Genomic DNA, 13,386 nt, shown 5'->3' with positions numbered 1-13,386 from the left:
GGGCGGTCTGGCGCCGACGTTGCGCCCGCGGGCAGATGGTACGCTTGCCCGTGTCATGACCCGGCACCGATGAAGCGGTGTTACGTTTCGCGCCGGATTTTCGCAGCGGCAGCGGACCTTGGCCCTTGACCTCGCTTTGGCAAAGCGGCTTGCTTGCCGGATCAATCCGAAAGACACTCAGATGAATAGTTTCCTCGACATCCACACCACCGATAAGGCAGAGTTGCGCGGCATGATCGACAATGCGCGCCGGATGAAGGACGCGCGCAACGGCCTGCCCAAAGGGGCGCCCGATGCCGAACAGCCGCTCAAAAACCGTATGGTCGCGCTGATCTTTGAAAAGCCATCGACCCGCACCCGGGTCAGCTTTGATCTTGGTGTGCGCCAGATGGGCGGCCAGACCATGGTGCTGTCGGGCAAAGAAATGCAGCTTGGCCATGGCGAGACCATCGCCGATACCGCCCGTGTGCTGTCGCGTTATGTCGATCTGATCATGATCCGTACATTTGAAGAGGCGACCCTGCTTGAGATGGCCGAACATGCCAGCGTGCCGGTCATCAACGGGCTGACGAACCGCACCCATCCCTGCCAGATCATGGCCGATGTGATGACCTTCGAAGAACATCGCGGCCCGATCGCGGGCCGCAAGGTGGTCTGGTCGGGCGATGGCAACAATGTCTGCTGCTCGATGATCCATGCCGCCGGACAGTTTGGCTATGATTTTGTCTTTACTGGTCCTCCCACGCTTGACCCCGAGCGTGAGGCCGTGGATTTTGCCCGCGCCCAAGGTGTGCAGGTCGCAATCGAACGTGATCCCGCCAAGGCGGTCGAGGGGGCCGATCTGGTGGTGACAGATACGTGGGTGTCCATGCACGATCCGCAATCGGCCCGCGAGCGGCGGCACAATCAGCTGCGCCCTTATCAGGTCAACGAAGCGCTGATGGGGCTTGCCAAGCCCGGTGCCCTGTTCATGCATTGCCTGCCTGCCCATCGTGACGATGAGGTAACCAGCGCGGTGATGGACGGGCCGAACTCGGTCATCTTCGATGAGGCCGAGAACCGCCTGCACGCACAAAAAGCCGTCATGCGCTGGTGTCTCGGCGTCTAAGCCGTCTTCGCTTTGAAAACATCGCCGGCACGTTGCTTCGTGCCGGCTTAATTTTTTATCGTAAGCGCCTGCGTGAGTGGCTGAGCGCCAACCGCTTTTTCTTATTGGCCTCTCCGGGTTCCTTCTGGTCATCGACCTGCTTGCAGGCGCCGTCAGCCTCTCTGTCTGCTGCGCATTTCCAGCACTTTCTCAGGCTTGCGACTTTAAGGCGAAGAAAGCAAAGCCTGCGTAACGCAGGGTCTGTTACGTCCGGTGCCTGCTGTTGCGTTTGCCGGGCATCGGGGCGCGCAACAGTTTGTTATTCTGAAAGATCAGTTCTCGCGGAACGCGCGGGTGAAATAATCCGACAGTGGTTTGATCAGATAGGCCAGCGGGCTGCGCTCGCCGGTCTGGACATAGACCTCGACCGGCATGCCGGGGATTAGCGCCAGCTCCCCAAGTTTTTCGACCTCGCTTGCCGGGATAGTCACCTCGGCCCGGTAATAGGGGATATGGGTTGCCTGATCGACCAGCGTATCGGGTGAGACGCGGCTTAGCGTACCATCAATCTCGGGCGTGGTGCGCGACGAAAAGGACGAAAAGCGCAGCACCACCTTTTGTCCGGGGTGGACCTCGTCGATGTTGATGGTGGCGATACGCGCGGCGACCACCAACGGCCGGTCCTGAGGGATAATGAACAAGATCGGATCAGCCGGACGGATGACCGAGCGCGGTGTGGTAACCTGCAGTTCCTGCACCACCCCCGATACCGGGGCGCGGATTTCCAGTCGCGAGATGCGTTCGATCAGCGATCTTCTCCGCTCAGCCAACTCCAGCTCACGATAGCCAAGTTCGCGCAGCTCGGTTTCGGCCTCTTCGCGACGGGAGGCACTTTTCTCCAGCCGTGACAGGTCGATTTCGGCCAGCTGGGTGACAGCGCGGGCCCGGGCGGCCGTCGTCTCACCCAACATGCCATCCAGACGGGCCGCCTCGCGTTCCAGTGCCAGAACCCGGGGGGCCTGGGCCAGACCCTTTTCCAGCAGAGACCGCTGGTCGCGCAATTCCTGTTCGATAAAGCTTCGCTGCTGCTTCAATGCCTCCATCTGCGCATCGACGCCGCCGATCTGCGACTGCACCTGTTCTGCCTGCTTGGCCAACTGGCCAATGGACTGCCGAAGAGTGTCAAGCCGGGCACGGAACAGGCTGGTCTGCCCCTCCATCATGGTTTTCAGTTGGGGATGTTTCGCAGCTGTCTCGATCAGTTCCTGTGGAAACTCGATATTCTCGCGGTCGGCACGCTCGGCCTCAAGCCGGCCGCGGCGGGCGAGGATCTCGAAATACTGACCTTCGACGATGGCGAGTTCGGTGTCGAGCAATGTGCCGTCAAGCCGGATCAGCGGTTGGCCGGCAGTCACGTTTTCGCCGTCATGGATCAGGATTTCCGTGACCACACCACCATCAGGATGCTGGACAACCTGCCGGCGCTGTTCAACTTCGACCTGTCCGGGGGCGACGACGGCGCCGGCTATACGAGCTCCCCAGGCCCAAAGACCAAAGCCGCCGACCAGAACCAGCATGGCGACCAACCCCAGGACTACCGGCCCGCGCGCTGACCATTCCGGTCGGGACCGCGCAGCAAGGGGCTGTGGCGACGGTGTTGGCGTCGGACGAGCGTGGAATTTCGACTGGAGCGGCTCGGGTTGTGGTGCCGCCGGGGTTGCGGCTGGGCGCTCTGCCGGGGCCTGGTCCAATTGATCTGGGTTCGTCATGTCACGCCTCCGCCATGGCCCTGGGCGCGGGCGATTTGTTCCGCATTCTTGACCAGCGATTTCAGGACCTCATCGCGCGGGCCAAAACCACGGCGCAGGCCCTGATCCATTACCAGCAGCAGTTCACATTCCGTGATCGCGGCTGGGCGGTGGGCCATGATGATCACTGAGCCTCCGCGCGCCTTGATATTGCGGATTGCAATGTTCAGTGCGGTTGAGCCTTCGTTGTCGAGGTTGGAGTTAGGTTCGTCCAACACAAAGATCACCGGATCGGCATAGAGCGCGCGCGCCAGCCCGATGCGCTGGATCTGTCCTCCGGACAGGCGCCCGCCGGTCTGACTGACCCGTGTGTCATAACCCTGCGGCAAATCAAGGATCATCTGATGCGCGGCAGCGGCCATAGCGGCGGCAACAATGCGCTCGGGGTCAGGCTCGGGCGAAAGGCGGGCGATATTTTCCGCAATCGTGCCATCAAACAAGGTCACCTGTTGGGGCAGATAGCCGATCAGCCCCCCCAGCACATCCGGGTCATATTGATCGAGGGTCGCGCCACCCAGCCGGATCGAGCCAGAGGCAATGGGCCATGCGCTGATAAGTGCGCGCGCCAGTGTGGACTTGCCAGCACCCGAAGGGCCGATCACGCCAAGTGCCTGACCGGGTCCAAGGTCGAAACTGACACCACGCAGGGTCGCCATGCCTTGGCCGGGGGGCACAACAGTGAGATTGCGAACCTCAAGCCGCGCCTCTGGTTTGGGCAGGGGGGTGCGTTGCGCAGGCGGTGGGCGGCGCGAAAGCAGTTCGCTCAGCCGCCTCCATCCATCTTGGGCGCGCTGGACGATCGACCAGCTGCCAACCACCTGCTCGATCGGGGCCAGCGCCCGGCCCATCAGGATAGATGAGGCGATCATCGCGCCGGGTGTTACCTCTTGTTGCAGGACCAGCCATGCGCCGGCCGCCAAAAGGGCGCTTTGCAGAAACAGCCGGAAGGTGCGCGAAAATACCGTAAAGCCCGAAGCGCGGTCGCTGGAGCGCATCGTCGCCTCGGTCGCCTTGTCGCGTGCGGCCTGCCAGCGCCGGAAAGCCGCGCCGCGCATGCCGAGTGAGCTGATGACCTCACCCTCATCGCGATAAAGGTCAGACATGCGTTCGGCCGAATGGCTGGCGATGGCGGCTTGCTGCAGGGAATCGCGGCTAAGCCATTGGTTCAGCAGGGTTGATGCGATCAGAATTACCATACCCGCAGTCGCGACAGCCCCAAGCAGCGGGTGAAACAGAAATACCGCCGCCAGAAAGAACGGGGCCCAAGGCAGGTCGAACAGCGCCATCAGAACCGGCGAGGCGATCATTTTCTGTACGGCCTCAAGATCACGCATCCCGCCGCGCACGACGACATCAGAACCGACGGCCTGACCGTCCTGCAAGGCGGCGGTAAAGACGCGCCCCTCCATCCGTTCCTGAAAACGGGCAGCGATACGGGCCATGATCCGGTTCCGGGCGAGGTCCAGCACCCCCATAAGGGTGAACAGAAAGGTCACCAGCAGAAACAGCGCTGTCAGCGTTTCGACCGAACGACTGGCAAGTACCCGGTCATAGACCTGCATCATGAAGAGCGGTCCGGTCAGCATCAGCATGTTCACTGCGAAAGAAAACAGGCCGACGGCGCCATAAAGCTGCCATGCCATCGCCCGGGCAGTCTTTAGCTCGCGCCCGCCATCATGTCGCATCGGCGGCAAGGCCATGCTCGTCCTTTCCTCGTTAACCTGACCGGGCTTGCCCGGAATTGTTCCAGCGCATATCCCAAAGCGCAACGGCAATACATGCCCCTAAACCATCACCGTTCGAATCGCCACTGTTCACCAGAACCTATCAGCAGCAGGTTAGCAATTGATTGCCAGGTATCATCTGATCGCTTTTTTTGCAGCCGCTCTGGCGGGGGGCTGTTCAGCGGATCGGGACGGCGACGGCATCCATGATCCTTACGAGCCGATGAACCGCAAGGTTCACGCCTTTAACCGGGCGGTCGACTCGCGCGTCGTCAAGCCGCTGAGTTCTGGCGTGTCGGGCAAAGATGGCAAGGGTATCGGCAGCCATGTAGTTGAGGCCGCAGGAAATTTCGGCTCGAACCTTGCATTGCCGGGCACGGCGGTGAACCATCTTTTACAGGGCAAGCCTGCGCCAGCGGTGCGCACGACCTTTCGGTTTTTGGTGAACTCGACGTTGGGATTTGCGGGACTGCTTGACCCAGCCGGCAAAGATTTCGCCCTGCCGGAAGAGGATACCGATTTCGGCCAGACACTGGCTGCCTGGGGCGTGGGTGAGGGTGCTTATCTTGAACTGCCACTGATTGGCCCCTCGACTGAACGTGATGCGGTGGGCCGCGTCGTCGATCTGGTGATTGATCCGATGCGCGGATGGCTGAACCGGGACCAGTATCTGATCGGGATGGGCGCGCGCGCGGCCTCAAAAGCCGGTGAACGAGGGCGTTTTAGCGATTCCGTCGATTCCATCCTGTATGAAAGCGCGGATAGTTATGCCCAGACGCGGCTGATCTGGTTGCAGCATCGCCGCCATGAACTGGGCGAAGAAGGAGAGAATATTGACCCTTATGCCGAATGAGTTCCGGCGCCATAACCGGCGCGGTTTTCTGGGCCTGATCGGCGCGGGGCTGGCACTTGTCGCTCAGCCGGCTTGGGCGCTGGATACCGACGAGGCGCGGGCGCTGATCGAGAAATCTTTGGACGAGGTCTATACGGTCATCAACTCGGGTCAGCCTCCGGCGCAGATGTTCAAGGCGTTTGAGGCGATCTTTGCCCGCTATGCCGATGTGGACATCATTGCGCGTTCCGCGTTGGGTCCGGCGGCGCGGCAGGCGGGTGCGGCCGGGTTTGCCGCCTATAAACAGGCGTTTCAGGGTTATATCGGCCGTAAATACGGCAAGCGCTTCCGCGAATTCATCGGCTCAGAGATCGAGGTGACGGGCGCGCGGCCGGTAAAGTCATTCTATGCCGTGACCTCGGTCGCTTATCTTAAGGGACGCAGCCCGATGGAGGTTGAATGGCACGTTTCGGACAAGTCCGGGCAGAGCCGCTATTTCAACATCATCATCGAGGGGGTGAACATGCTCGCCTCGGAACGGGCCGAGATCGGGGCGATGCTTGCGCGGCGCAAGGGCGATATCGCGGCGCTGACCGCCGATCTGCAGCAGGCGGGATAAGGCAGGTAGGCCCATCGCAAGTTAAAGGCCGGTCCCTTAGGGCCGGCCTTTGTCGTTACTCCTGATAGACGCCCTCGATATTTCGCAGCGCCTGGGTCAGCGGATCATCTGCGCCGCCATCGGCGGGCGCAGGTGGCGCGGCTTCGGGATTCGAAGTCACGGTCTGAGCCGGGAAGGTCGGCACACCACCACCCGCCGCAGGGTCGGGCAGGGCCTGGCCGCCCTCGACAGGTGCTGTCTGAGCTTGCGGCGAGGGTTGGCCAAGCGCCTCGGACAGCGCGGCGGCAAGCGGATCGGCTGCGCCGTCGCCCGTGGTGCTGACCACCTGCGGCACTGCGCTATCCGGGTCAAAGGCGAAGTTACCCAGCGGCTCGACGGGCAAGCCCTCGTGGATCTCGTTCATGACGGCCTGCCAGACCTCGGCCGGCAGCCCGCCACCCGTCACGCCCTTGAGCGGAGTGTTGTCGTCATAACCCATCCAGACGCCGGTCACATATTGGCCGGTAAAGCCGATGAACCATGCGTCGCGATAGCTTGAGGTCGTGCCGGTCTTGCCTGCAGCCGGTCGTCCTGCAAGCCGCGCCCTGCCGCCGGTGCCGTTTTCGATCACCTGCTGCATCATGCCGATCAGCTCACGCGCTGCCTTTTGTGAGATCACGCGCTGGCCCATGCCGCCGACCTGACCGATCAGCGCCTGATCGTCACCCTTGATGCGCAGTTCAACCAGACCGTAGGGGCTGACGGCAGTACCTCCATTGCGGATGCCGGCATAGGCGCCGGTCATGGCCAGCAGGGTCGATTCTGACACCCCAAGGCCCAGCGACGGGCCGCTGGCCAGATCGTTCGAGAAGCCAAAGTCCTGCGCTACGCGGCGTACCGCATCACGGCCGACGATTTCCTGAAGGCGGATCGTCGCGGTGTTCAGCGACTGCGACAGGGCGCGGGTCAGCGTCACTTCGCCGAGATAGCGGCGCGTATAGTTCTGAGGCGACCACGGGCCCGAGCCGCGCACGTTGATGGTAAGCGGCGCGTCCAGAACGGTGTCGTTCGGGCTATACCCCTGATCCAGCGCGGCGGCATAGACAAAGGGTTTGAAGCTGGAGCCGGTCTGGCGCTTGGCCTGCGTTGCCCGGTTAAAGGTGCCGGTCGCGGTATTGTCGCGCCCGCCGATCATGGCACGCACCGCGCCGTCGGGCGACATCACGACCACCGCCGCCTGTGCCTTCGACCCCGGTGCCACCTTTTCGTCAAAGATGCGCTTCAGCGCCCGTTCGGCCGCGCGTTGCACACGCTGGTCGAAGGTGGTCTTGATAGTGACATCCTCGGTCGTTTCGCTGGTCAGGAAGCCGGGGCCGGATTCCATCACCCAGTCGGCAAAGTAACCGCCCGCCCGCGCCGCAGCCGCCTTGGAAAGCGCAGCCGGACTGGCCTTGGCCTCGGCATAGGATTTGTCGTCCAGATAGCCCTGTTCATGCATCAGCCCAAGGATGACCGTTGCCCTGTCCTGCGCCCTTTGCAGGTTCGAGGTCGGCGCGAAATAGCTTGGTGCCTTGAGCAGGCCGGCAAGCATTGCTGCCTCGGCGGCGTTAACCTGAGCTGCTGATTTGTCGAAATAGCGCTGTGCTGCCGCCTCGAAACCGCGCGCGCCCGCCCCGAGGTATGAGCGGTTCATATAGATGTTGAGGATATCCTCTTTCGAGTATTTCGCCTCCATCGCCAGCGCGTAGGGCACTTCCTTGATCTTGCGCCAGATCGAGGATTTGCGGCATTCGGCCTCGAAGTCGGCTTCGGATTTCCAGCGGATCGGGTCAAAGGTCTCGCCAAGGCACAAAAGCTTGGCGACCTGCTGCGTGATGGTCGAGCCGCCGTTGCCTTCAAGCGGGCCGCGTCCTTCGGACATGTTGATCTTGATTGCGCTGGCAATACCGCGCGGATCGACGCCAAGGTGGCGGTAGAATCGCTTGTCCTCGGTCGCAACCACCGCGTCCTTCAGGACCGGGGCGATCTTGTCGGCGCTGACCATGCCAAAAGTTTCACCACGCCAGGCGAACACCCGGCCTTCGCTGTCCTGCATGGTGACCGAGCCGCGGGCACGACCGTCGAAAAGCGCCGCAGGTTCGGGCAGCGTCGTGTAGTAGTAAAAGCTTGCGGCAAAGAGAATCAGCGCCACCGTCAGGCCAAGCCGCCAGAACGAGCCCCAGATTACCCGCCAGATCAGCAAAACGAATCCGGCGATTCCGCGCGTCACCACATTGCCCCGGCGCGGCCTTTTGGGCGGCTTTCCGGAACGACGTGGGGGCTGTTTCTGCGTTTTCTGAGGGGCTTGGTCGAAATTGCGCTTGTCCGCGACAATGCGGCCCCTGCCGGTCGGTGTCTTCATGCCTGCTTTCCTGCCCAGCCGAGTAGTCCGGCCTGTAGCTGCGCAAGATACATGAAAGCCCGCGCCTTGAGAACCGCGATGACCTATCAGTGAACTGCCGCGACATGGCGCAGAACCCGGCGTTGATGCCCTAAATTCGGGCAGTCGAGGCGCGGGCTCGGCCGAAAGCTGCACAAACCTTGTGCCAGCGGGGCAGGGGCGGGTTTTCTGACCGGGACATGGAACTGCTGCAACGCAGAAAGAAGGTGCAGGAAACATGATGAGACCTACCGCGATCAAACCCATGATCCCGGCGCTTGCCCTCCCGCTTATCGGGCTGGCGGTGCCGGCCCTTGCGCAAGAGGCTGCGGCCCCCGCCGGCACTGTAGAAGCCGTGGTCGAGACCGTCGCGCCCATCGTCGACAAGGGTGACACGACCTGGATGATGGTTTCGGCCATTCTGGTCATGGCCATGTCCATTCCGGGGCTGGCGCTGTTCTATGGCGGTCTGGTCCGGGCGCGGAACATGCTGTCGGTGCTGATGCAGGTCTTTACGATCTTCTGCATCATGTCGATCCTGTGGGTCTGCTTTGGCTATTCGCTGGCCTTCACCGGTGCAGGCTCGGCCGAAGAGGCGACCTGGCTGACCCCCTTTATCGGCGGTCTTTCGAAGGCGTTCCTTGCCGGGGTTGATACCTCATCGCTGGCCGAGACCTTCACCACCAATGTCTATGTGCCGGAATATGTCTTCATCATCTTCCAGATGGCCTTTGCCTGTATCGCCCCGGCGCTGATCGTCGGCGCCACGGTCGAGCGGATGAAGTTCCAGGCGGTGCTGGCCTTTGTGGTGATCTGGTTCTTTATCTCTTACCTGCCTATGGCCCATATGGTCTGGTGGTGGGGCGGCCCCTCGGCCTATGACGCGCCCGGCGGCTATCTGTTCGGCCATGGCGATCTGGACTTTGCCGGCGGCACCGTCATCCACATCAACGCTGGCGTCGCTGGTCTGGTCGCTGCGCTGGTCGTCGGTCCCCGCCTTGGTTATGGCCGCGAGCTGATGGCCCCGCATAACCTGCCCTTTACCTTCCTTGGCGGCTGCCTGCTGTGGATCGGCTGGTTCGGCTTCAACGCTGGCTCGAACATGGAGGCCACCGGCACCGCTGCCATGGCGATCCTGAACACCACGGTCGCGACCGCCGCCGCTGCGCTGGCCTGGGCCTTTGGTGAGTGGCTGTTCCGCGGTCATCCCTCGCTGCTGGGCGGCGTTTCGGGGGCGATTGCCGGTCTGGTTGGCATCACTCCGGCGGCTGGTTTCGTTGGCCCCATGGGCGCCATTGTCATCGGTCTGGCTGCGGGCTTTATCTGCATGTGGTTCGTCATCAGCCTGAAAGCCAGGCTGGGCATCGACGAAAGCCTTGATGTCTTTGGCATCCACGGGGTCGGCGGCATTGTCGGCGCGATCCTGACGGGGGTCTTTGCTGCCCCGTCGCTGGGTGGGTCGGGCATCTACGATTATGCCACGGAGTCGGTCGCGGCGAGCTATGACATGTTCGGTCAGGTTACCACCCAGACGCTGGGTGTGATCGTGGCGGTGATCTGGTCGGCGGTTGCTTCGTTCATCGCGCTGATGATCGTCAAGGCGCTGATCGGCCTGCGCGTCTCGGACAGCGACGAACGTCAGGGTCTGGACGTCACCACCCACGGCGAAAGCGCCTACAACAGCTAAGGCAGCATCATCAGGCAAAGGAAAAGCCCGGCATAAAGCCGGGCTTTTTCATGTGTGGATGGCGGGCGCTCAGGACAGCCGCGAGACCACGAAATCCGCAAGGTCGGAAAGGATCTGGCGCAGTGGCTGATCCGGTGTGGCCAGCAGTGCTGTTTTGGCCCGTTCCGCCCAGGCGATGGCATCGGCGCGCGATGCATCCAGCGCCTCGCGCCGGTGCAGGATCTCCAGCGCGGTGGTCAGATCGGCCTCGTCCTGCTGGCCCTTGCCGATCGTGCGTTCCCAAAAGGCGCGCTCAGTCGCATCGGCGCGGGCAATGGCCTTGATCACCGGCAGGGTCAGCTTGCGTTCGCGGAAGTCGTCGCCGACGTTCTTGCCGATGGTGGTCGAGGAGCCGCTGTAGTCCAGCAGGTCATCGACGATCTGAAAGGCGATCCCCAGCGCGTCGCCATAGCCGAACAGCGCCTGCTGCACCGTCTTATCGGCGTGGGCGACCACCGCGCCTGCCTCGGTCGCGGCCGAGAACAGCGCCGCAGTCTTGCCGCGCACGATCTGGATATAGGTGTCCTCGGTGGTCGTGATGTCCTGCGCGGCCGTCAGCTGCAACACCTCGCCCTCGGCGATGGTGGCGCTGGCGTTCGACAGGATATGCATGACCTCCATGCTGCCGGTTTCGGCCATCAACTGAAAGCTGCGGGCGAAAAGGTAATCCCCGACCAGAACGCTGGACTTGTTGTCCCACAAAAGGTTCGCAGTCGGGCGACCGCGGCGCTGCTCGCTTTCGTCGACCACATCGTCATGCAAAAGCGTGGCGGTGTGGATGAATTCGACGGCGGCGGCCAGCAGCACATGCGCCTCACCCTCGTATCCGCACAGCCGTGAAGCTGCGAGCACCAGCATCGGCCGCAGCCGCTTGCCGCCCGCCTCGACCAGATGGGCGGTGACCTCGGGGATGCGGGGGGCGTGACGGCTTGCCATGCGTGACCGGATCAACGCATTGACCCGTTCCATATCCCCGGCGAGTTCGGCCGAAAGCCGGTCCAGCGGCTTGGAAACGTTTTCGTTCATGCCCATCAGCGATCCCCTTTCGTCGCAAGCCATTGCCACGCCATGGACACATTCGCAACAGGGGCGTAGCTTTCCGGGGTCATGAAAGAGCTTCTGCGCACCACCGATCCGCTGCTGATCACCCGCGCCGCCGACCTTTTGGCGGCCGAGGGGATCCAGTCCTTTCCGTTGGACCAGCACATGAGCGTGCTTGAAGGATCGCTCGGCATCCTGCCCCGGCGGCTGATGGTGGCGGACCGTGACCTGTTCATGGCGCGGGCGATCCTGCGGGACAATCGCATCCATCATGACTGAACTGCGAGAGGACGGCTTTCTTGGTGGGCGGCTGCGCATCCGCCAGCCCATGCGCGGTTATCGCGCCGGGGCGGATGCGGTGATGCTGGCCGCTGCCTGTCCGGCGCGTGCGGGCGAATCGGTGCTTGAACTGGGCTGTGGGGCAGGGGCGGCGATCCTGTGTCTTGGCGCGCGGGTGCCAGGTTTGCGGCTTGCCGGGTTAGAGCTGCAACCTGCCTATGCCGAGCTTGCAGCGCAGAATGCCACAGCAAACGGCTTTGCGCTTGAGGTGCATCAGGGCGATCTGGCGCAGATGCCAACCGCCCTGCGCAGCCAGAGTTTTGATCACGTCATCGCCAACCCGCCCTATTTCACCGATGGCACCTTGGCGCCTGATGCGGGCCGCAGCCGCGCCCGGCACGAAGAAACGCCGCTTGGGCTGTGGATTGCGGCCGGGCTGCGCCGGCTGCAGCCGGGGGGGTGGATCACCCTGATCCAGCGGGCGGATCGGCTGGCGGTGATTCTCTCGGCGCTGGGAGGGGCGGCGGGGGCGATCACTGTGCTGCCGGTCGCGGCGCGTGAGGGGCGCGAGGCGGGGCGTGTTATTGTTCTGGCCCGTAAGGGCGCGCGGGCGCCGCTGCGCCTGCTGCCACCCTTTGTCATGCATGCAAAACCGTTACATTCCGCCGATGAAGAGGACCTGACCGAGGCCGCACAGGCGGTTTTACGCGGGGGTGCGGCACTTTCGCTCGGGGTGCCGAATTTTCGGTGACAATGTGACGATTCTGTGTTGCAATCCTCTGGTTCGATCAATCCAAGAGGAGGACGAAATGTCGGTTGAATCCCATGTGCAGGAGCTTCGCCGCAAACATCAGTCGCTGTCGGACGCTATCGAGGCCGCGCATCGCAGCCCCGGCATGGATGACCTCATCATCGCCCGGATGAAGAAGGAAAAACTTCGCCTCAAGGAAGAGATTTCTCGCCTGTCGCATTGATTCAGCGACACGGGACGGGGGAACCGGCCCCAGGCATAACCAGCGAAATAAGAAACGGCCCACGAGATTTCGTGGGCCGTTGCCTTTTCAGGACCGCGTATCAGGAGAAATACTGTCCGCCATTGGCGCTGATGGTCGCGCCGGTGATAAATCCCGCGTCATCCGAGGCCAGGAAGACAACGCAGCGGGCGATCTCTTCCGGTTCGCCCAGACGACCGACCGGGATCTGGGGGATGATGCGCTCATTCAGGACTTTTTCGTCGATGGCGCGGACCATCTCGGTGCCGATATAGCCCGGGCAGATCGCATTTACGGTGATCCCGGCACGCGCGCCCTCTTGCGCCAGTGCCTTGGTAAAGCCGATGTCGCCCGCTTTGGCGGCGGAATAATTCGCCTGCCCTGCCTGCCCTTTCTGACCATTGATCGAGCTGATGTTGACGATGCGGCCGAACTTGCGGTCACGCATCCCGGACCAGACCGGATGGGTCATGTTGAAAAGACCGGTCAAGTTGGTGTCGATTACCTCTTTCCACTGCTGCTGGGTCATTTTGTGAAACATCGCGTCACGCGTGATCCCGGCGTTATTGACCAGTACCGCGATGGGGCCAAGCTCCTCCTCGACCTGTTTGATGCCTGCGGCGCAGGCGTCGTAATCCGCCACCGACCATTTGTAGGTCTTGATACCGGTTTCTTCAGTAAAGGTGCGGGCGGCGTCGTCATTGCCAGCATAGTTTGCCGCAACAATATAGCCTGCCTCCTTCAGCGCCTTTGAAATTGCCGCGCCAATACCGCGCGAACCACCGGTAACAAGGGCCACTTTTGCCATTTTTCGTCCCCCTCTGAAAATGGTCTTGAAATTGTGTTACCGAACAAGGCTGGTGTGCGCAAGATAGTTGCG

12 protein-coding genes are annotated in these 13,386 nt (G+C 62.3%); 7 read left to right on the top strand and 5 right to left on the bottom strand.

Annotation, left to right across the window (positions count from 1 at the left end):
* Positions 1 to 181 precede the first annotated feature (181 nt).
* Positions 182 to 1,108, top strand: coding sequence for an ornithine carbamoyltransferase (argF, locus tag M511_RS01865; RefSeq protein ID WP_010398279.1), 927 nt, complete (start codon positions 182 to 184; stop codon positions 1,106 to 1,108).
* A 311-nt stretch (positions 1,109 to 1,419) separates the two neighbouring features.
* Here argF and M511_RS01860 read toward each other — a convergent pair whose 3' ends face one another.
* Both M511_RS01860 and M511_RS01855 read right to left on the bottom strand, forming a co-directional pair.
* Positions 1,420 to 2,856: an HlyD family type I secretion periplasmic adaptor subunit gene (locus tag M511_RS01860; protein WP_085501212.1), complete on the bottom strand. Its 1,437-nt coding sequence runs from the start codon at positions 2,854 to 2,856 to the stop codon at positions 1,420 to 1,422.
* A complete protein-coding gene (locus tag M511_RS01855) occupies positions 2,853 to 4,595 on the bottom strand; it encodes a type I secretion system permease/ATPase (protein ID WP_085501211.1) in 1,743 nt (580 codons plus the stop codon). The genes M511_RS01860 and M511_RS01855 overlap by 4 nt, the downstream gene beginning before the upstream one ends.
* 145 nt (positions 4,596 to 4,740) lie before the next feature.
* Between M511_RS01855 and M511_RS01850 the strand changes: the two genes are divergently transcribed.
* Complete coding sequence (locus M511_RS01850; protein WP_085501210.1) at positions 4,741 to 5,472, top strand: MlaA family lipoprotein; 732 nt, start codon at positions 4,741 to 4,743, stop codon at positions 5,470 to 5,472.
* Positions 5,462 to 6,070: an MlaC/ttg2D family ABC transporter substrate-binding protein gene (locus M511_RS01845; RefSeq protein WP_085501209.1), complete on the top strand. Its 609-nt coding sequence runs from the start codon at positions 5,462 to 5,464 to the stop codon at positions 6,068 to 6,070. Before M511_RS01850 ends, M511_RS01845 begins: the two co-directional genes overlap by 11 nt.
* Before the next feature lie 55 nt (positions 6,071 to 6,125).
* Here M511_RS01845 and M511_RS01840 read toward each other — a convergent pair whose 3' ends face one another.
* Complete coding sequence (locus M511_RS01840) at positions 6,126 to 8,450, bottom strand: transglycosylase domain-containing protein (protein WP_010398266.1); 2,325 nt, start codon at positions 8,448 to 8,450, stop codon at positions 6,126 to 6,128.
* 259 nt (positions 8,451 to 8,709) lie between these two features.
* On the opposite strand from M511_RS01840, the gene M511_RS01835 reads away from it, so the two are divergent.
* Positions 8,710 to 10,155, top strand: a complete 1,446-nt coding sequence (locus M511_RS01835) for an ammonium transporter (protein WP_217809567.1) — start codon at positions 8,710 to 8,712, stop codon at positions 10,153 to 10,155.
* A gap of 69 nt (positions 10,156 to 10,224) precedes the next feature.
* On the opposite strand, the gene M511_RS01830 is transcribed toward M511_RS01835, so the two are convergent.
* Complete coding sequence (locus M511_RS01830) at positions 10,225 to 11,226, bottom strand: polyprenyl synthetase family protein (protein ID WP_010398260.1); 1,002 nt, start codon at positions 11,224 to 11,226, stop codon at positions 10,225 to 10,227.
* Between the two features lie 75 nt (positions 11,227 to 11,301).
* Here M511_RS01830 and M511_RS01825 point away from each other — a divergent pair, with 75 nt between their 5' ends.
* From M511_RS01825 to M511_RS01815, 3 genes are read left to right on the top strand one after another with little or no spacing between them, the layout of a single operon-like run.
* The gene (locus M511_RS01825; RefSeq protein WP_010398258.1) at positions 11,302 to 11,514 is read left to right on the top strand and encodes a putative signal transducing protein; all 213 of its coding nucleotides are present in this window, start codon (positions 11,302 to 11,304) and stop codon (positions 11,512 to 11,514) included.
* Positions 11,507 to 12,265: a tRNA1(Val) (adenine(37)-N6)-methyltransferase gene (locus tag M511_RS01820; protein ID WP_010398251.1), complete on the top strand. Its 759-nt coding sequence runs from the start codon at positions 11,507 to 11,509 to the stop codon at positions 12,263 to 12,265. The genes M511_RS01825 and M511_RS01820 overlap by 8 nt, the downstream gene beginning before the upstream one ends.
* 58 nt (positions 12,266 to 12,323) lie before the next feature.
* On the top strand, positions 12,324 to 12,488 hold the full coding sequence (locus M511_RS01815; RefSeq protein ID WP_010398248.1) for a YdcH family protein: 165 nt from the start codon (positions 12,324 to 12,326) through the stop codon (positions 12,486 to 12,488).
* A gap of 100 nt (positions 12,489 to 12,588) precedes the next feature.
* Here M511_RS01815 and M511_RS01810 read toward each other — a convergent pair whose 3' ends face one another.
* Positions 12,589 to 13,314 carry a beta-ketoacyl-ACP reductase gene (locus M511_RS01810; RefSeq protein WP_010398245.1) on the bottom strand — a complete coding sequence of 242 codons (726 nt, stop codon included), beginning with the start codon at positions 13,312 to 13,314 and terminating at the stop codon, positions 12,589 to 12,591.
* Positions 13,315 to 13,386: the final 72 nt, after the last annotated feature.

Source organism: Paracoccus sp. J56, assembly GCF_019633685.1.
GTDB lineage: Bacteria > Pseudomonadota > Alphaproteobacteria > Rhodobacterales > Rhodobacteraceae > Paracoccus > Paracoccus kondratievae.
Note: the sequence above shows the minus strand (reverse complement) of the source record. Positions and strands in the feature narration are given on the sequence as shown.

Excerpts from the sequence above, each read along its gene's own strand:
- M511_RS01855 (WP_085501211.1), bottom strand. The coding sequence starts at position 4,595 with ATGGCCTTGCCGCCGATGCGACATGATGGCGGGCGCGAGCTAAAGACT.
- M511_RS01810 (WP_010398245.1), bottom strand. The coding sequence starts at position 13,314 with ATGGCAAAAGTGGCCCTTGTTACCGGTGGTTCGCGCGGTATTGGCGCG.
- M511_RS01825 (WP_010398258.1), top strand. The coding sequence starts at position 11,302 with ATGAAAGAGCTTCTGCGCACCACCGATCCGCTGCTGATCACCCGCGCC.
- M511_RS01860 (WP_085501212.1), bottom strand. The coding sequence starts at position 2,856 with ATGACGAACCCAGATCAATTGGACCAGGCCCCGGCAGAGCGCCCAGCC.
- argF (WP_010398279.1), top strand. The coding sequence starts at position 182 with ATGAATAGTTTCCTCGACATCCACACCACCGATAAGGCAGAGTTGCGC.
- M511_RS01830 (WP_010398260.1), bottom strand. The coding sequence starts at position 11,226 with ATGGGCATGAACGAAAACGTTTCCAAGCCGCTGGACCGGCTTTCGGCC.
- M511_RS01840 (WP_010398266.1), bottom strand. The coding sequence starts at position 8,450 with ATGAAGACACCGACCGGCAGGGGCCGCATTGTCGCGGACAAGCGCAAT.
- M511_RS01820 (WP_010398251.1), top strand. The coding sequence starts at position 11,507 with ATGACTGAACTGCGAGAGGACGGCTTTCTTGGTGGGCGGCTGCGCATC.
- M511_RS01845 (WP_085501209.1), top strand. The coding sequence starts at position 5,462 with ATGCCGAATGAGTTCCGGCGCCATAACCGGCGCGGTTTTCTGGGCCTG.
- M511_RS01835 (WP_217809567.1), top strand. The coding sequence starts at position 8,710 with ATGAGACCTACCGCGATCAAACCCATGATCCCGGCGCTTGCCCTCCCG.
- M511_RS01815 (WP_010398248.1), top strand. The coding sequence starts at position 12,324 with ATGTCGGTTGAATCCCATGTGCAGGAGCTTCGCCGCAAACATCAGTCG.